Genomic DNA, 17707 nt, shown 5'->3' with positions numbered 1-17707 from the left:
ATGATATTGAAAATGATTATCAATGCCGTAGTTTTTATAAGGTTATTCGGTTTTTGATAAATGAAAAAATTGTGAGTCTGCTCACGTGTTTAACGTGCTGATTGCCATCCTGAACAAAAGTGCGGCAACCTTCTGAAGGTTCCCAAACCGCCTCATTTTTACACTCATCAAGTCGGCGGGAAGCCTCCGGCTATAAAAACGATGAGGATGTAAAAATGAATCATGCGATTACGATGGGTATCTTCTGGCATTTGATAGGCGCGGCCAGTGCAGCCTGTTTCTATGCCCCGTTTAAAAAGGTGAAAGGCTGGTCATGGGAAACCATGTGGTCCGTTGGCGGTACCGTGTCCTGGCTGATTTTGCCGTGGACAATCAGCGCCATGCTGCTGCCCGATTTCTGGGGCTACTTCTCCTCCTTCAACGCCTCCACCCTGCTGCCGGTATTCCTGTTCGGCGCGATGTGGGGCATCGGTAATATCAACTACGGCCTCACCATGCGCTACCTCGGCATGTCGATGGGGATTGGCATCGCGATTGGCATAACGTTGATTGTTGGCACCCTGATGACGCCAATCCTCAACGGCAACTTCGATGTGCTGATCAACACCCAGGGAGGGCGAATGACCCTGCTGGGCGTGCTGGTGGCGGTGATCGGCGTGGGCATCGTCACCCGCGCGGGCCAGCTGAAAGAACGCAAGATGGGCATCAAAGCCGAAGAGTTCAACCTGAAGAAAGGGCTGCTGCTGGCGGTGATGTGCGGCATCTTCTCGGCGGGCATGTCGTTCGCCATGAATGCCGCCAAACCGATGCACGACGCCGCTGCGGCGCTGGGCGTCGATCCGCTGTACGTTGCCCTGCCAAGCTACGTGGTGATCATGGGCGGCGGCGCGCTGGTAAACCTCGGCTTCTGCTTTATTCGTCTGGCAAAAGTGAACAACCTGTCGGTAAAAGCCGACTTCTCGCTGGCAAAACCGCTGATCGTCACCAACGTCCTGCTCTCCGCCCTTGGCGGCCTGATGTGGTATCTGCAATTTTTCTTCTACGCCTGGGGTCACGCCAGTATTCCGGCGCAGTATGACTACATGAGCTGGATGCTGCACATGAGCTTCTACGTGCTGTGCGGCGGGCTGGTTGGGCTGGTGCTGAAAGAGTGGAACAATGCCGGGCGTCGTCCGGTTGGCGTGCTGAGCCTGGGCTGCGTGGTGATTATCATTGCGGCCAATATCGTCGGCCTCGGCATGGCGAACTGATTACGCTGCCTTTCGACTGCGATGACGCCACTGAACCGGCGTCATCCCCACCTCACGGTTAAACACCACCGAAAAGTAGTTACTGTCCTCAAAGCCGCAGCGCATCGCCACTTCACTCACCATCAGCTCCGTATGCTGTAACAGGTACTGGGCGTGGCAGATGCGCAGCTGGCGCAGATAGTGGTTTACCGTCATCCCCGTCTGGGTGCGGAACTGCTGGCGCAGCGCGCGCTCGCTGCACTGCTCCTGCTCGCAGAATTTTTCCAGCACGAAACTCTTGTTCAGACTGCCCGCAAGCCGGGTGATGAGCTTATCCAGCAGCGCTTCCTGCATGGTGGCAGAGGGATTATCCGTAGCGTAACGATGGCGCTTCAGGGTCATCACCAGCTGGGCAAAAAGCAGCTCCGACATCTGGTTAGCCGCCGGATCGCTCTTCTGGCTCTCCTGCTCCAGCTGGGAAATCGTCTGGCGCACCTGAGCCATGCCGTTGCTGCTTAAGCGCCAGTGCGGTTCGCCTCTGGCATCATGAAAACCGGGGATATTGCCCGCCCAGTCGACATTCAGTTTAAGTCTGTCGGGGCAATAGATGACGTTCTGCAACACCAGATCGTTAACCGAGGCGTAGGAGTGTTTGTCTTCAGCGCGGATGTAGAACAGGTCTCCGCGCGTGATGCGGTAGGGACGGTCGTTGAGGACGTGCAGGCCATTGCCCCGCCACACCAGCACCAGCTCGCAAAACTCGTGGGTGTGCTCGGCAAAGACGTTTTGCGGGTAGCGGTCGGCCACCGCGACGGCCTGACTCGCGGAGGCAAAAAAATCATCTTTGCGAAGAATGAGCTGAGCAGCCACACCACAACCTCTACGGCGAATAACCGGACATTATTAGCCTTTTTGCAGCAAAAAAACGGTGACTGCCCTCGCGTTACTGAAGCAACGCGTCTTTCCCCTGACGAATATCGCGCGGCGACCAGCTAAACTCCCGGCGAAACAGCGTCGAAAAGTGGTTACTGTCGCCGAAACCGCAGCGATAGGCGATATCGGTGACGCTTTCGTCGGTATGACGTAAAAGGTGACGCGCTTTGATCAGGCGCAGACGGTTAAGGTAACGCTGCGGCGTCAGGCCGGTATGCTGCTTGAGCTGACGATGCAGCGTGCGCAGCGAGAGCGAAAAGTCATCCGCCAGCGTTTCCCAGCAGACATCTTCGGCGAAATGATCTTCCAGCCATGCCATCAGCTGATTCAGGCGCGCGTCGTTATTTTCCAGCCCTTCCACCAGGCTGCTGCGCCGCAGCAGCACCAGCAGCTGCATAAACAGCAGCTCGCGGGTAGCAATGGCGTGCGTCTCCTGTCCATCCTCGCTCTGCTCCATCTGGCTCACCAGCTGACGCACCTGCTGCAACGTGGACTGATTCACCCGCCAGTGCGACGGATAATGGCCGTCCTTCTCCTGCGGCAACAGCTGATTCAGCCCGGAAAGAAACTGGAACGCATCCGGAGAACGATAGAGCACATTGGTCAGGCACAGGTTGTCGGTATGTTCATACAGGTGCCTGTCGTGATCGCGCACGAAGCACACCGTACCGCCGCTGATGGTATACGGCTGACCGTTAAACACGTGGATGCCCGTTCCGTGCTCAACAATCACAATTTCATGAAAATCATGATGATGCTCCGGGAACGCAGCCTGAGGCAGCCGTGGCTCAATCGCGACCGGCGAAGCCCCCGTAGGAAAAAAATCGACGCTGTGCAGTACGGTCATAACGGCCCCCACCAATGAGAAAAGTTCTCAAAATAGTAATTAAGGCCTTTCACGCTCACCTTAAATTTTTGACAGCAAACCGCGCAAAAGCTGTCGGTTTTTCAAGAAACAGGCGGAAAGATCGGGAAATGCGGTCAGCGTCACACTGCCTGCAAACCCCGCCATTACTGGAAACTGTGAACTCCCTCACGTTCATCTTTGCTTTCTTGCCAGCGCGAGATTTGGGCTGTCAGTGGCGAGAAGGTGGCTATTTCTTCCCTTTCTTACACTCCTCGCTAATGACTTAAGAAAGGACCCGACCATGACTTTTCGCCATTGTGTGGCTGTCGATTTAGGCGCATCCAGCGGCCGTGTAATGCTCGCCACCTGGGACTGCGACCTGCACACCCTTACGCTTCGCGAAATGCACCGTTTCGCCAATTGTCTGCAAAAACAGGACGGTTTTGTTACCTGGGATATCGACGCCCTGGAAGCAGAGATCCGCACCGGACTTCACAACGTCTGCGAAGACGGTATTCGCATCGACAGTATCGGCATTGATACCTGGGGTGTGGATTACGTACTGCTGGACCGTCACGGCGAACGCGTCGGCCTGCCCGTCTCCTACCGCGACAGCCGCACCGATAGGCTAATGGCGCACGCCATCGCCCAGCTTGGCAAGGAGAACATCTATGGTCGCAGCGGCATTCAGTTTCTGCCGTTTAACACGCTGTATCAGCTGCGCGCGCTGGTTGAGCAACAGCCAGAGCTGGTCGAAAAGGTGGCGCATGCGCTGCTGATCCCGGACTACTTAAGCTACCGTCTGACCGGCAACATGAACTGGGAATACACCAACGCCACCACCACGCAGTTGGTCAACATCAACACCGATAACTGGGATGAACATCTGCTGGCCTGGACGGGCGCCTCGCCGTCCTGGTTTGGCGCGCCAACCCATCCGGGCAATGTGATCGGCCACTGGCTTTGCCCGCAGGGGAATAAAATCCCCGTTGTCGCCGTCGCCAGCCACGACACCGCGAGCGCGGTCATTGCCTCGCCGCTCGCCGGCAAAGATGCGGCCTACCTCTCATCCGGCACCTGGTCGCTGATGGGCTTTGAGAGCAAAACGCCCTACACCAGCGATGCCGCGCTGGCCGCGAACATCACCAACGAAGGCGGTGCCGAAGGGCGCTACCGGGTGCTGAAGAACATCATGGGCCTGTGGCTGCTCCAGCGGGTGCTGAAAGAGCAGAACATCACCGACCTGCCCGAGCTTATCGCCGAAACCGAAACGCTGAAGGCCTGTACCTTCCTGATTAACCCGAACGATGACCGCTTTATCAACCCGGCGCACATGAGCGCCGAAATCCAGGCCGCCTGTTTTGAAGCGGGGCAGCCGGTACCTTCCCGCCCCGCCGAGCTGGCGCGCTGCATTTTTGACAGTCTCGCCCTGCTCTATGCCGACATCCTGAGCGAGCTGGCTGACCTTCGCGGCAAACCGTTCACACAACTGCATATCGTGGGCGGCGGCTGCCAGAACCAACTGCTGAACCAGCTCTGCGCGGATGCATGCGGCATTACCGTGGTGGCAGGTCCGATTGAAGCCTCCACGCTCGGCAATATCGGCATTCAGCTGATGACCCTGGACGAACTGTCCAACGTCGACGATTTCCGTTCGGTGGTGACGGCGAATAACAGCCTGACCACCTTCACCCCCCATCCCTGCCATGAAATTGCCCGCTACCGGGCGCAGTTTCAGCAAAAACGACTGACTAAGGAGCTTTGCGCATGACCACTCAACTTGAACAAGCCTGGGACCTGGCTAAACAGCGTTTCGCCGCCGTCGGCGTGGATGTCGAAGAGGCGCTGCGCCAGCTCGATCGTCTGCCCGTCTCCATGCACTGCTGGCAGGGTGATGATGTCGCCGGTTTCGAGAACCCGGGCGGTTCCCTGACGGGGGGTATTCAGGCCACGGGTAACTATCCTGGCAAAGCGCGCAACGCCACCGAACTGCGTGCGGATCTGGAGCTGGCGCTGAGCCTGATCCCCGGGCCAAAGCGCCTGAACCTGCACGCCATTTATCTCGAATCCGATGAGCCGGTCGCGCGTAACGAAATCAAACCGGAACACTTTACGAACTGGGTGGCGTGGGCGAAAGCCAACCGGCTGGGTCTGGATTTTAACCCGTCCTGCTTCTCGCACCCGCTGAGCGCGGACGGGTTTACCCTTGCGCATGCCAACGATGAAATCCGCCAGTTCTGGATCGACCATGTCAAAGCCAGCCGCCGCGTCTCGGCTTATTTTGGCGAGCAGCTTGGCACGCCATCGGTAATGAATATCTGGATCCCGGACGGCATGAAGGACATCACCGTAGACCGACTGGCCCCGCGTCAGCGCCTGCTGGCCGCGCTGGATGAAGCCATCAGCGAGAAGCTGGACCCGGCGCACCACATCGACGCCGTCGAGAGCAAGCTGTTCGGCATTGGCGCAGAGAGCTACACCGTGGGCTCAAACGAGTTCTACATGGGTTATGCCACCAGCCGCCAGACCGCGCTGTGCCTGGATGCCGGCCACTTCCACCCAACGGAAGTCATCTCCGACAAGATCTCCGCCGCCATGCTCTACGTGCCGCGCCTGCTGCTGCACGTCAGCCGCCCGGTGCGCTGGGACAGCGACCACGTGGTGCTGCTGGATGACGAAACCCAGGCCATTGCCAGCGAAATCATCCGCCACAACCTCTTTGACCGCGTACATATCGGCCTCGACTTCTTCGACGCCTCCATCAACCGCATCGCGGCGTGGGTTATCGGCACCCGTAACATGAAGAAAGCCCTGCTGCGCGCGCTGCTGGAGCCTGTCGCCGCCCTGAAACAGCTGGAAGAAAACGGCGACTACACCGCGCGCCTGGCGCTGCTGGAAGAGCAGAAATCCCTGCCGTGGCAGGCGGTGTGGGAGATGTACTGCCAGCGTCACGATGCACCTGCGGGCAGCCAGTGGCTGGATAACGTGCGGGCGTATGAGAAAGAGGTTCTTGCCGCTCGTCAGTAAAAAACATCGCCCGGCGGCGCGTTGCTTGCCGGGCCTACAGATAAGACCAGGCCGGGTAAGCGTAACGCCACCCGGCATTTTCAAAGGAACTACAGTATGCAGACCATCACCACCTCCTGGTTCGTCCAGGGCATGATCAAAGCCACCTCCGACGCCTGGCTGAAGGGCTGGGATGAGCGCAACGGCGGCAACCTGACGCTACGCCTGGACGACGCGGATATCGAGCCATTTGCCTCCGATTTCCACCAGAAGCCGCGCTATATCGCCCTGAGCCAGCCGATGCCGCTGCTCGCCAACACGCCGTTTATCGTCACCGGTTCCGGGAAGTTTTTCCGCAACGTACAGCTGGACCCGGAAGCCAACCTCGGCGTGGTGAAGGTGGACAGCGACGGCGCGGGTTACCACATTCTCTGGGGACTGACGGACGACGCGGTACCCACATCCGAACTGCCGGCGCACTTCCTCTCCCACTGCGAGCGCATCAAGGCGACCAATGGCAAGGACCGCGTAATCATGCACTGCCACGCCACCAACCTGATCGCCCTGACCTACGTGCTGGAAAATAATTCTGATTTCTTCACCCGCAAACTGTGGGAAGGCAGCACCGAGTGTCTGGTGGTGTTCCCGGACGGCGTCGGCATTCTGCCGTGGATGGTGCCGGGTACCGACGAAATCGGCCAGGCGACCGCGACGGACATGCAGAAGCACTCACTGGTGCTGTGGCCGTTCCACGGCGTCTTCGGCAGCGGCCCGACACTGGATGAAACCTTCGGCCTGATCGACACCGCCGAGAAATCCGCGGAGGTGCTGGTGAAGGTCTATTCCATGGGCGGCATGAAGCAGACCATCACCCGGGAAGAGCTGATTGCCCTGGGCAAACGCTTTGGCGTCACCCCGATGCAGTCGGCGTTAGATCTGTACCAATAACAACATCGCGCCCCGCTCACCGAGACGGGGCGAAAACCACCTGCAATCCCTACAACTAACTCAAGTCAGTGGAGTAAAAGCAATGAAAATAAAAGCAAGCTTGATCCTCACCGTTGCCGCTCTGGCGTTGTCCGGTTCCGCTTTAGCAGAAGTGAAAATCGCCCTGGTGGCGAAGTCCTTAGGGAATGGATTCTTCGAGGCAGCGAACGTCGGCGCGCAGGAGGCGGCCAAAGAGTTAGGCGATGTAAAAGTGATTTATACCGGCCCGACCACCACCACGGCGGAAGCGCAGATCGAGGTGCTGAACGGGCTGATCGCCCAGGGCGTGGATGCGATCGCAATTTCCGCGAACGATCCGGACGCCGTCGTGCCGGTGCTGAAAAAAGCGATGCAGCGCGGCATTAAGGTTGTGTCGTGGGATTCCGGGGTGGCGAAAGCCGGGCGTCAGATCCATCTCAACCCGTCCAATAACGCCCTGATTGGCGAAACCAACGTCAAGCTCGCCGCCGATGCCCTGAAAGCGCTGAACGTGGAGAAGGGCGAAGTAGCGGTGCTGAGCGCCACGCCAACCTCCACCAACCAGAACACCTGGATTGCGGAGATGAAAAAGGTGCTGCCGAAGTACCCGTCCGTCAATCTGGTGACCGTGGCCTACGGAGACGATCTCTCTGACAAAAGCTACCGCGAAGCGGTCGGCCTGCTGAAAACCTACCCGGAGCTGAAAGTCATCGTCTCGCCGTCGTCCGTGGGCATTGTGGCTGCCGCGCAGGCGGTGAAGGACCAGGGCAAGATTGGCAAAGTGTACGTCACCGGTTTAGGCCTGCCGTCTGAGATGGCGGGCGCGGTGAAATCCGGCGCGAGCAAGAGCTTTGCCATCTGGAACCCGATTGACCTGGGCTATGCCGCGACTTACTTAGCGGACGATCTGGTGAAAGGCACGGCCACGAAAGGTGAGGCCAGCATGGGCAAACTGGGCAAAGTGAAGCTGGATGCGGACGGCAACGGCGCGATGGCCGAGCCGTTCGTCTACGATGCCAGCAATATTGATAAGTTCTCGAAAATCTTTTGATCCTTTCCCCCCTCACCCTAGCCCTCTCCCAAAGGGAGAGGGTCGGGGTGAGGGTGAACCAAACGGAGAACTATCATGACCCCATTGCTACAGCTTTCTGGCATCACCAAGGTGTTCCCCGGCGTACGTGCTCTTGAGAACGTGCAGCTTGCGCTGTGGCCCGGCAAAGTGACGGCGCTTATCGGCGAAAACGGCGCGGGCAAGTCGACGCTGGTCAAAGTGATGACCGGCATATACCAGCCCGACGAGGGCGAAATTCTCTACAAGGCGATCCCCGTTCACCTTCCAACGCCGGAGTCGGCGCATAAAATGGGTATCACCGCCATACACCAGGAAACCGTCCTGTTTGATGAACTCTCGGTCACCGAAAATATCTTTGTTGGTCAGTACCTTCACAAAGGCTTCCTGAAAAAGCTCGACTGGCCGGAAATGCACCGCCGGGCGCAGGCTATTCTCGCCCGCCTTGAGGTGCAAATCGACCCGCGCGCAACGCTGAAAACCCTGAGCATCGCCCAGCGTCACATGGTGGCGATTGCCCGCGCGCTGTCGTTTGAGGCGCAGGTGGTGATCCTCGACGAACCCACGGCGGCGTTGTCGCAGCATGAAATCCTCGAGTTTTACCAGATTGTGGAGCGCTTAAAGCAGGAGGGAAAAGCCATCCTGTTTATCTCCCACAAGTTCGACGAGATTTTTGAGCTGGCCGATCACTACACCATTTTGCGCGACGGCGTGTTCGTCGGTGCAGGGGCAATAAATGAGATCACCGAGGAGCGGATGGTGTCGATGATGGTCGGGCGCGCCATTACCCAAACCTTCCCGAAAATCGACTGCGAAAAAGGCGAGACGGTGCTGGAGGTGAAAAACCTCTGCCATCCGACCGAGTTTGCGCATATCTCGTTCTCCCTGCGTAAAGGGGAAATCCTCGGCTTTTACGGGCTGGTGGGTGCCGGGCGTACCGAATTGATGCAGGCGCTTTCCGGCGTCACGCGGCCATCGTCCGGGGAAATTATCCTCAACGGACAGCCCCGGCGCTTCCGCCAGCCTGCGGATGCGATCAAAGCCGGTATTGTCTGCGTGCCGGAAGAAAGGCAGAAACAGGGGGCGATTATCGCCCTGCCGATTGCCCAGAACATCAGCCTGCCTCAGCTTAGCACGCTCAATCCGAACGGCGTGCTGCATGACGACCGTGAATGGAAACTGGCGAACGAGTACGCCAAACGCCTGCAAGTGAAAGCCTTCAGCTGGAAGCAGGCGGTGGAGACCCTCTCTGGCGGCAACCAGCAAAAGGTGGTGATCGGCAAATGGCTGGCGACGCACCCTGACGTGATCATCCTCGATGAGCCAACAAAAGGCATCGATATCGGCTCAAAGGCAGCCGTTCATCAGTTTATGTCCGAGCTGGTCAGTCAGGGGCTGGCGGTGATTATGGTCTCGTCCGAACTACCGGAAGTGATGGGCATGGCGGATCGCATTATCGTCATGCACGAGGGGCTGATGGTGGCCGAATACCAGGCGGGAGACGCGACGGCGGAAACCATCGTCAGCGCCGCCAGCGGTGCAAAACAGGAGGCGGCATAAATGCTTAGCTCACTCTTAAAACACCGCGAAGCCCTGCTGGGCGCGGTGATTATCCTGATGATCGTCGCCATTGGCAGCCGCGTGCCATCGTTTATCGCGCCGGGCAACCTGGTGGAGATGTTTAACGACACCGCCATTCTGATCGTCCTCGCGCTCGGGCAGATGCTGGTGCTGCTCACTAAAGGCATCGACCTGTCGATGGCGGCCAATCTGGCCCTGACCGGGATGATTGTCGCCCTGATTAACTTCCATTACCCGGACGTGCCCGTCTGGGCGCTGCTGATCCTCGCCAGCGCGCTTGGGCTACTGATGGGCGCGATAAACGGCCTGCTTGTGTGGAAGCTGGGCATTCCGGCGATTGTGGTAACACTCGGCACCATGAGCATCTACCGCGGAATGATCTTTTTGCTCTCCGGCGGCGGCTGGGTGAACTCCAACCAGATGGGTGCAGACTTCCTCGGCCTGCCGCGTGCGTCAGTGCTGGGCCTGCCGGTGCTGAACTGGTGCGCCATCGCCGTACTGCTGCTGGTGGGCTACTTCCTGCGCTACAGCCGCACCGGACGGGCGCTCTACACCGCAGGCGGGAACGCCACGGCAGCGTACTACACCGGGATCAACGCCGGGAAAATGCAGTTCATCAGCTTCTGCCTTTCCGGTCTGCTGGCCGGGTTCTGCGGCTACCTGTGGATATCGCGCTTTGCCGTTGCGTATGTTGACGTCGCTAACGGTTTTGAATTGCAGGTGGTGGCAGCCTGCGTGATTGGCGGGATCAGCACCATGGGCGGCACCGGCCGCGTGCTCGGCTGTCTGTTCGGGGCGCTGTTCCTTGGCGTCATCAACAACGCCCTGCCGGTGATCGGCGTCTCCCCGTTCTGGCAGATGGCGATTTCCGGCTCGGTCATTGTCATCGCTGTGCTGCTGAACGAGCGCGGCAACAAACGCAAAGGCAGGCTGATCCTGCGCGACGCGGCGCTGGCACGTCAGAAACTGGCGGTGAAACCATGAGTAAAATGATGACATCTGAAGAGTTCAAACCCACTTCTGCGCCGGGCATCTTCCAGCGTCTGCTGTGCTGGGAGGGCTTCCTGCTGGCGGTGACGCTGGCGGTGTTTGTGGTGAACGCGCTCGCCTCGCCCTACTTCCTCAATATCTGGAACCTCTCCGACGCGACGTTCAACTTCACGGAAAAAGCGATCATTGTGTTGCCGATGGCGATGCTGATTATCGCCCGGGAAATTGACCTGTCGGTGGCCTCCACCATCGCGCTCAGCTCCACGGTGATGGGCTTTTGCGCGGCGGCGGGCGTCGATACGCCACTGCTGGTGTGCGTGGGATTAGGCGTCGGGCTACTGTGCGGGTTGTTCAACGGCATTCTGGTGACGCGCTTTAACCTGTCGTCCATCGTCATCACCATCGGCACCATGAGCCTATACCGCGGGATCACCTACATCCTGCTCGGGGACCAGGCGCTGAACAGCTACCCGGAGAGCTTTGCCTGGTTCGGCCAGGGCTACGTCTGGGGCGCGTTGTCGTTTGAGTTCGCGCTGTTTATCGTCCTGGCCGCTCTGTTTGCCTTTGTGCTGCACCGTACCAACTTTGGCCGCCGCACCTACGCCATCGGCAACAACCCGACCGGCGCGTGGTACTCCGGCATCAACGTGAAGCGCCACAACCTGATCCTCTTCGCGCTGGTGGGGCTGATGTCCGGCCTGGCGTCGGTGCTGCTCACCTCGCGTCTGGGCAGCACCCGTCCGACCATCGCGATGGGCTGGGAGCTGGCGGTGGTGACGATGGCGGTGCTCGGCGGCGTCAATATTCTCGGCGGGTCCGGCAGCATGGTGGGCGTGATTATCGCCGCCTTCCTGATGGGGCTGGTGACCTTCGGCCTGAGCCTGCTCAACGTGCCCGGCATTGTGATGTCGGTGATTATCGGCGCGATGCTGATCGTGGTGATTTCGCTGCCGATTATTACCCGCCGGATTATGCAGCGAAGACGGATCTCATAGCCGGGTGGCACTGCGTTTACCCGGCCTGCTTAACCGTAGGCCCGCGCAAGCGCAGCGCCGCCGGGCATAAAATTCACAGTAATTAAGGAGAATTATCATGAGCTTTATGTTGGCACTCCCCAAAATCAGCCTGCACGGCGCGGGCGCGATCGGCGATATGGTCAATCTGGTGGCAAACAAACAGTGGGGAAAAGCGCTGATTGTCACCGACGGTCAGCTGGTGAAGCTGGGCCTGCTCGACAGCCTGTTTACCGCGCTCGACGCCCATCAGATGTCGTATCACCTGTTCGATGAGGTATTCCCGAATCCGACGGAAGCGCTGGTGCAAAAAGGCTATGCGGCATATCAGGATGCGGAGTGTGATTACCTGATTGCCTTTGGCGGCGGCAGCCCGATTGATACCGCCAAGGCAATCAAAATCCTCACCGCCAACCCCGGTCCGTCAACCGATTACTCTGGCGTCGGCAAGGTGAAAAACGCGGGCGTGCCGCTGGTGGCGATCAACACCACCGCAGGCACGGCAGCGGAGATGACCAGCAACGCGGTGATCATTGACGCCGCACGACAGGTGAAAGAGGTGATTATCGACCCGAACATCATCCCGGATATCGCCGTGGACGATGCCAGCGTGATGCTTGATATTCCGGCCTCCGTGACCGCCGCAACCGGCATGGATGCCTTGACTCACGCCATTGAAGCTTACGTGTCCGTCGGCGCGCACCCGCTGACCGATGCCAACGCGCTGGAGGCGATTCGCCTGATCAACCTCTGGCTGCCGAAAGCGGTCGACGACGGTCACAACCTGGAAGCGCGCGAGCAGATGGCTTTTGGTCAGTATCTGGCGGGCATGGCGTTTAACAGCGCCGGTCTGGGGCTGGTGCATGCCCTGGCGCACCAGCCGGGCGCGACGCACAACCTGCCGCACGGCGTGTGCAACGCCATTCTGCTGCCGATCATCGAAAACTTTAACCGCCCGAACGCGGTTGCCCGATTTGCCCGCGTGGCGCAGGCGATGGGCGTTGACACGCGCGGCATGAGCGATGAAGCGGCCAGCATGTCAGCCATTCAGGCGATTCGCGACCTGAGCGCCCGGGTCGGCATTCCGTCCGGATTTAGCCAGCTCGGCGTGACCAAAGCCGATATTGAAGGCTGGCTGGATAAAGCTCTCGCCGACCCGTGCGCGCCGTGTAACCCGCGCACCGCCAGCCGCGATGAGGTCCGCGAGCTGTACCTGGAGGCTTTATGATCCGCAAAGCGTTTGTGATGCAGGTAAACCCGGACGCGCACGAGGAGTACGCGCGTCGCCACAACCCGATCTGGCCTGAGCTGGAGGCGGTACTGAAAGCCCACGGTGCGCACCACTACGCCATTTACCTCGACAAAGCCCACAACCTGCTGTTTGCAACCGTGGAGATTGAATCGGAGGAGCGCTGGAACGCGGTAGCGAATACCGACGTCTGCCAGCGCTGGTGGAAACATATGGCTGACGTTATGCCGTCTAACCCTGACAACAGCCCGGTGAGTGCGGCGCTGAACGAGGTGTTTTACCTGGACTGATGTGTTAACGCTGCTGCCCCAGCGGTAGCAGCAATCTCCCGCCTGCCACTCAGCGTAAACGCCGACACCACCGTGATCGCCAGCACGAAACAGCCCAGTATCAGATACGTCTCCTGGAAGCCGACCCGGTCATACATATTTCCGGCAAAGGCGGAGAGGAAGATCGCCGCCGACTGTTTGGCAAACTGGAAGCCAATCAGGTAGATGGTGGCCGACAGGCGCGTATCAAACACCCCGGTGATGTACTTGAATGCCCCCACCAGCAGGAACGGGACTTCCAGCGCGTGCAGCATCTTCAGGGCAATCACCTCCACGGCGGTGGTGGCAAACGACGATCCGATAATGCGCGTCGCCATGATCACCCCGGCAATCAGCAGCGTGTTTTTCGCACCGATGCGGTTAATGATCCACGGCGAGCAGAACATGATGATCGCGTTACAGATTTCCCCCGCTGTGGTGGCGAAACCAAAGGCGCGGGTCCCCTCCTGCGGCGTGGCGAAGAAGGTTTTGAAGAAGGTAGCAAACTGCTGGTCGAAGACGTCATATACGCAGGCCACGCCAATCACGTACAGGATGAACATCCACATTCTGCGCTGGCGGAACAGGTTGAACACGGTTTTAGCAGTGATCTGCCGCTGGTTCGCGCCCAGGGCGTTCATGACCTGCGCCGTCTGGTTGGGCTTCGGTTTCGCGGCCACCAGCAGCAGCATCAGCAACAGCGCCGCCGCCGATCCCATCCAGAAAACATACGACGGATCGATGCCGAACAGGATGCCGCCCGTTGAGGCGCACAGCCCCCAGCCGAGACAGCCGAACATGCGCGCCTTGCCGTACTCAAAAAAGCTGTTGCGGCTCACGCGTTCAATGTAGGCCTCAATCGCCCCCGAACCCGCTGAGAAGACAAAGCCGATATACAACCCACCGCTCAGCGCCCCCAGCCAGATATTGGTTTTCAGCAGCGGGGCGAAGACGTACAGGAAGAACGGCGCGAACAGGAACAGCAGCACCGAAATGATCCAAAGCAAATGTTTTTTCAGCCCCAGCTTGTCCGAAATGACCCCCAGCACCGGCTGGAAGGCAATGGCCGACAGCGAGATGCAGGAGAAAACAATCCCCGTATGGGTTTTGTTCAGGCCGATGATGTCCGACAGCCAGATCGGCAGGAACGGAAAACAGGTGGCCATGATGAAGAAGTAGAGAAAGAAGAACAGCCCGAAGATCCAGAAGTTAGGGTTGTCTTTGTGGGTACAGGTTGTTGTGTTCATTATTTTTATCCTCAACGGAGGGCCGGTTGCCCGGCCCGTCACCCTTACACGCGTTCCACACCAATCAGAATGGTGGTTTCCGGATCCAGAATCGGCAGCGCAATACCCGCCTGCATCAGCCATTCACCGCTTACCGTTTGCGGCGCGTCCATCCACGCCGGCAGCTTGCGCATGGTGTGCCCGCCCTCGCCCGTAATCTGAATGTTCGGGTGATCGAGCAGCGTGATGCGGTACTGCGCGCTGGCGTCTAACCCCGGCATGCGCAGCGGCATCATCAGGGTGTAATCCGGCATCGCGAGCTGGCTGACCAAAAACAGCCCCTGCGTCTTGTCTTCGCTCACTATACCCTGCGCCAGGGTGGTGGCGTCCGGCATATCCACGCGCCACTGGGTGCCGTGATGAATGACCCCGCGCCACCGCTTATACAGCGCGGCGTAATGTCGATAGCCTTCACGCTCCTGCGCGTCGACGGTGAGCGGATCCAGCTCCAGCCCCATGTGACCAAACAGCGCCGTCAGCCCGCGGAACTGAATGCTGTGCTGGCGGAAGGTAGCGTGACATTTATGATGACCGATATGCGCCCCCATCACCTCCGGCGGGAAGAAGTAGCTTATGCCGCGCTGGATAGTGTTGCGCTCCAGCGCGTCGTTATTGTCGGACGCCCAGAAGCGGTGGCAGCGGGTCAGCACTTCATAATCGATTCGCCCGCCGCCGGAGGAGCAGGATTCAAACTCAATGTGCGGGAAACGCTCGCCCAGCACGTCCAGCAGGCGATAAAACTGGCGCGTCTGGGCGTCGGCGGCGGCTTTGCCCTTGTGCCCTGGCTGCACCAGCTCGCGGTTCATGTCCCATTTCACGTAGTCGACCGCGTGTTCGCCCAGCAGCCAACTCATGCGCTCGACCAGATAATCAAAGGCCTGAGGAATATTAAGATTGAGCACCAGCTGGTGTCGCCCGGTCGCCTGGGCGTAGCCCGGCAGCGCCAGCACCCAGTCAGGGTGCGCGCGGTACAGATCGGAAGCCGGGTTAATCATCTCCGGCTCAACCCAGATACCAAACTCCATGCCGAGCTGTTTAACGTGATCGATCACCGGCTTAAGGCCGTTCGGGTATTTTTTCTCGTCCAGATACCAGTCGCCCAGCGCGGCGTGGTCGTCGTTGCGGCCTTTGAACCAGCCGTCGTCAATGATAAAGCGCTCCACGCCCAGCGCTGCGGCCTCGTCGGCCATGCGCATGATGTAGTCCGGATCGTGGTCGAAGTAGATCCCCTCCCAGGTGTTGAGATGCACCGGGCGCGGTTTATCTTCCGGGAAGCGGATAACGTTATCGCGCAGGTAGCGGTGGAACTGCTGGCTCATGCCGTTCAGCCCGTGCGGGGAGTGGCTGGCATACAGGCGCGGCGTCCAGAGCGTTTCCCCCTCTTCAATCGCCATTTCACCCGGCAGGTAGAGCGCTTCGGCCTGCATATAGCGGCGGCCATCGGTTTTCGCCTCTGCGCGCAGGCGGTGGTTGCCGCTCCAGCCCAGATGCACACCCCAGACGTGGCCGTGCATTTCACTGAATGACGGCGTACCTGAAATCAGTGCCGGGAAATGTTCGTGGGAGGTTTTACCCCGGCGGTTTTCAATCACGAAGCTGTCGTGCTCAAGCGTAACGCGGTGCGGCTGAAACTCCCTGATCCAGCGTCCGTGGAAGGCCATCACCTCCTGCGCGCGTTCGGCCACCGGCAGCGTCACGGCAAAGCGATCCACCTGCCACGCCAGCGTTTTCAGGTTGGTTAACCCATGGCGCACCACCAGTACGCCGCTGGCATCCAGCGTTATTTCACTGGTCAGGCGCAAGCCTGCATGCTCGTCTTCAGCAGTGATTGTCAGGGCGTTTAACGCCTGCTGCACCTGCGTGGTTTTAAATACCGGCGATCCGTCCAGCCCCTGGCGATGCCCCTCGATGCCCGGCGAGCCAAACAGCCCATGCCCCAGCTCTGCCATCAGCGTGACGGGGGAGTCGACGTCCAGCCTGCCGTTAGCAACCGGGCGCGCAATACTCAGGACATCCTGCGGCGAGAAGTGCTGAAGGTGCGGCCCCCAGTAGAGAATTTCGGCGAACGGGTGGGTTTTTAGCACCACGTCAACCGTATTGCTTTCAAGTCGAAAAATGGCATCTTGCATCGGACATCTCCTGTCATCGGGATGTCCTGAGTTTTGATCCGAAACGTTTCGGATACAAACCAAAACGTTTCGGATCTGTGATCGGGTTTGGAATTTTTCGTGTGATTAGGCCGTCTGGCCTGGGGAGAATTCTGGCTGCCAGAGCACCTGAAGGGTGTCAATGTCGTCGCCGTTAATCAGCTGGCGCACCATATCGGCAATCTGTTTCCCGACGCCCTGACGGGTAGACTGGATCACCGCCGCGACGTCGATATCGACAATGCTGTCCTGCGGTAAGCCGTCATAGACCACCAGCGAGACGGCATTTTCACCGGTTAAGCGTCCCATCTGCGCCAGGGCCATCGCTGCGCCGTCGCCGTGGGTGTTGCAGTCGGTAATGATGGCCGTGGGCGGCTGCGGCAGGGAGAGAAGTTCTTGCGTGGTGGCATAACCCACGCGGCGCGAAGGAGGCATGGCGCGCAGCCATTCGCTGGAAAGTCCGGCTTCCCGCAGCGCGTCCAGGTAGCCCTGGCGGCGCTGGGTGATGAATGCCTGGTTGTTGCTTTCGCCCAGCAGTGCAATGCGCTGATGGCCTTTCTCGATCAGCCAGCGGGTGGCCTGATACGTACCGGCATAGTTGTCGAAATCGAACCACGCGTACGGCTGCGGGAGCTGGCTGCGGCCGAGCGCCAGGAACGGGAACCCGGCGGCCTGAAGCTGCTCAAGACGCGGATCGTGATCCAGCGTATGCGCCACTATCAGCGCATCCACGCGTCGGCTCTGCACCATGCGCATATAGCTGTGTTTGTCCGCCAGATCGTCGTCAGCGATGAGCAGCAGGTCAATCTCATGTCGCGCCAGTTCGTGGCTAATTTCGCCGACCATGTCCATAAAAACGCTGTTATTGAGCGGAACAGGATGCACCGGAAATACCAGCCCGACGGCGTCGATTTTGCCCATCTTCAGGCGACGGGCAAAGGTATTTGGTCGGTAGCCACGGCGCTGGGCCTCCGCTTCCACGCGGGCGCGCGTCTCAGCAGAAACGTCGTCATATCCGTTGAGGGCGCGGCTGACGGTGGTAACAGACAGCCCCAGTTCTTTGGCAATGGCTTTAAGCGACAT

Annotated in this window: 15 protein-coding genes; 10 read left to right on the top strand and 5 right to left on the bottom strand. The window is 59.2% G+C overall.

Annotated elements, in window-relative coordinates; all coding sequences use genetic code 11:
* The first annotated feature begins 215 nt into the window (after positions 1-215).
* Positions 216-1250, top strand: coding sequence for an L-rhamnose/proton symporter RhaT (gene rhaT / locus ACOTXL_RS18635; protein ID WP_003861997.1), 1035 nt, complete (start codon positions 216-218; stop codon positions 1248-1250).
* On the opposite strand, the gene rhaR is transcribed toward rhaT, so the two are convergent.
* Entirely contained in the window at positions 1251-2099 is an 849-nt protein-coding gene (rhaR, locus tag ACOTXL_RS18630) for an HTH-type transcriptional activator RhaR (RefSeq protein WP_045350732.1), read from the bottom strand.
* Between the two features lie 73 nt (positions 2100-2172).
* Positions 2173-3009 carry an HTH-type transcriptional activator RhaS gene (rhaS, locus tag ACOTXL_RS18625; RefSeq protein ID WP_022652068.1) on the bottom strand — a complete coding sequence of 279 codons (837 nt, stop codon included), beginning with the start codon at positions 3007-3009 and terminating at the stop codon, positions 2173-2175.
* Positions 3010-3310: 301 nt separating this feature from the next.
* On the opposite strand from rhaS (ACOTXL_RS18625), the gene rhaB reads away from it, so the two are divergent.
* The 9 genes from rhaB to rhaM all read left to right on the top strand — a co-directional run bounded on the left by rhaB (position 3311) and on the right by rhaM (position 13173).
* Positions 3311-4780 (top strand): rhamnulokinase, encoded by a 1470-nt coding sequence (gene rhaB / locus ACOTXL_RS18620; RefSeq protein WP_045350731.1) that lies wholly within the window; start codon positions 3311-3313, stop codon positions 4778-4780.
* Positions 4777-6036, top strand: a complete 1260-nt coding sequence (rhaA, locus tag ACOTXL_RS18615; protein WP_003861990.1) for an L-rhamnose isomerase — start codon at positions 4777-4779, stop codon at positions 6034-6036. The genes rhaB and rhaA overlap by 4 nt, the downstream gene beginning before the upstream one ends.
* 96 nt (positions 6037-6132) lie before the next feature.
* Complete coding sequence (rhaD, locus tag ACOTXL_RS18610) at positions 6133-6963, top strand: rhamnulose-1-phosphate aldolase (RefSeq protein ID WP_003861989.1); 831 nt, start codon at positions 6133-6135, stop codon at positions 6961-6963.
* A gap of 82 nt (positions 6964-7045) precedes the next feature.
* The gene (rhaS, locus tag ACOTXL_RS18605) at positions 7046-8032 is read left to right on the top strand and encodes a rhamnose ABC transporter substrate-binding protein (protein WP_003861987.1); all 987 of its coding nucleotides are present in this window, start codon (positions 7046-7048) and stop codon (positions 8030-8032) included.
* Positions 8033-8107: 75 nt separating this feature from the next.
* Positions 8108-9610 (top strand): sugar ABC transporter ATP-binding protein, encoded by a 1503-nt coding sequence (locus ACOTXL_RS18600; RefSeq protein ID WP_023315046.1) that lies wholly within the window; start codon positions 8108-8110, stop codon positions 9608-9610.
* Positions 9611-10615, top strand: coding sequence for an ABC transporter permease (locus tag ACOTXL_RS18595; RefSeq protein WP_410031832.1), 1005 nt, complete (start codon positions 9611-9613; stop codon positions 10613-10615). It begins immediately after the preceding gene.
* Positions 10612-11616 carry an ABC transporter permease gene (locus ACOTXL_RS18590; RefSeq protein ID WP_003861982.1) on the top strand — a complete coding sequence of 335 codons (1005 nt, stop codon included), beginning with the start codon at positions 10612-10614 and terminating at the stop codon, positions 11614-11616. The genes ACOTXL_RS18595 and ACOTXL_RS18590 overlap by 4 nt, the downstream gene beginning before the upstream one ends.
* A 97-nt stretch (positions 11617-11713) precedes the next feature.
* Entirely contained in the window at positions 11714-12862 is a 1149-nt protein-coding gene (gene fucO, locus ACOTXL_RS18585) for a lactaldehyde reductase (RefSeq protein ID WP_045337084.1), read from the top strand.
* On the top strand, positions 12859-13173 hold the full coding sequence (gene rhaM, locus ACOTXL_RS18580; protein ID WP_045350730.1) for an L-rhamnose mutarotase: 315 nt from the start codon (positions 12859-12861) through the stop codon (positions 13171-13173). Before fucO ends, rhaM begins: the two co-directional genes overlap by 4 nt.
* Here the strand turns inward: rhaM and ACOTXL_RS18575 are convergent.
* From ACOTXL_RS18575 to ACOTXL_RS18565, 3 genes are all read right to left on the bottom strand, one after another.
* Positions 13161-14438: an MFS transporter gene (locus tag ACOTXL_RS18575; protein WP_045350729.1), complete on the bottom strand. Its 1278-nt coding sequence runs from the start codon at positions 14436-14438 to the stop codon at positions 13161-13163. The genes rhaM and ACOTXL_RS18575 overlap by 13 nt on opposite strands.
* Before the next feature lie 44 nt (positions 14439-14482).
* Complete coding sequence (locus tag ACOTXL_RS18570) at positions 14483-16606, bottom strand: alpha-galactosidase (protein WP_045350728.1); 2124 nt, start codon at positions 16604-16606, stop codon at positions 14483-14485.
* Between the two features lie 105 nt (positions 16607-16711).
* Positions 16712-17707, bottom strand: a complete 996-nt coding sequence (locus ACOTXL_RS18565; protein WP_003861974.1) for a LacI family DNA-binding transcriptional regulator — start codon at positions 17705-17707, stop codon at positions 16712-16714.

The organism is Enterobacter cloacae complex sp. IR5402 (genome assembly GCF_049238125.1).
Lineage (GTDB): Bacteria > Pseudomonadota > Gammaproteobacteria > Enterobacterales > Enterobacteriaceae > Enterobacter > Enterobacter hormaechei_C.
This window is presented reverse-complemented; position numbering and strand designations above follow the sequence as displayed.

Bases quoted from the DNA above. Each gene is read 5' to 3' on its own strand.
- rhaT (WP_003861997.1), top strand. From the start codon at position 216: ATGAATCATGCGATTACGATGGGTATCTTCTGGCATTTGATAGGCGCG.
- rhaS (WP_022652068.1), bottom strand. From the start codon at position 3,009: ATGACCGTACTGCACAGCGTCGATTTTTTTCCTACGGGGGCTTCGCCG.
- rhaB (WP_045350731.1), top strand. From the start codon at position 3,311: ATGACTTTTCGCCATTGTGTGGCTGTCGATTTAGGCGCATCCAGCGGC.
- rhaA (WP_003861990.1), top strand. From the start codon at position 4,777: ATGACCACTCAACTTGAACAAGCCTGGGACCTGGCTAAACAGCGTTTC.
- rhaD (WP_003861989.1), top strand. From the start codon at position 6,133: ATGCAGACCATCACCACCTCCTGGTTCGTCCAGGGCATGATCAAAGCC.
- rhaS (WP_003861987.1), top strand. From the start codon at position 7,046: ATGAAAATAAAAGCAAGCTTGATCCTCACCGTTGCCGCTCTGGCGTTG.
- ACOTXL_RS18600 (WP_023315046.1), top strand. From the start codon at position 8,108: ATGACCCCATTGCTACAGCTTTCTGGCATCACCAAGGTGTTCCCCGGC.
- ACOTXL_RS18595 (WP_410031832.1), top strand. From the start codon at position 9,611: ATGCTTAGCTCACTCTTAAAACACCGCGAAGCCCTGCTGGGCGCGGTG.
- ACOTXL_RS18590 (WP_003861982.1), top strand. From the start codon at position 10,612: ATGAGTAAAATGATGACATCTGAAGAGTTCAAACCCACTTCTGCGCCG.
- fucO (WP_045337084.1), top strand. From the start codon at position 11,714: ATGAGCTTTATGTTGGCACTCCCCAAAATCAGCCTGCACGGCGCGGGC.
- rhaM (WP_045350730.1), top strand. From the start codon at position 12,859: ATGATCCGCAAAGCGTTTGTGATGCAGGTAAACCCGGACGCGCACGAG.
- ACOTXL_RS18575 (WP_045350729.1), bottom strand. From the start codon at position 14,438: ATGAACACAACAACCTGTACCCACAAAGACAACCCTAACTTCTGGATC.
- ACOTXL_RS18570 (WP_045350728.1), bottom strand. From the start codon at position 16,606: ATGCAAGATGCCATTTTTCGACTTGAAAGCAATACGGTTGACGTGGTG.
- ACOTXL_RS18565 (WP_003861974.1), bottom strand. From the start codon at position 17,707: ATGTCGCTTAAAGCCATTGCCAAAGAACTGGGGCTGTCTGTTACCACC.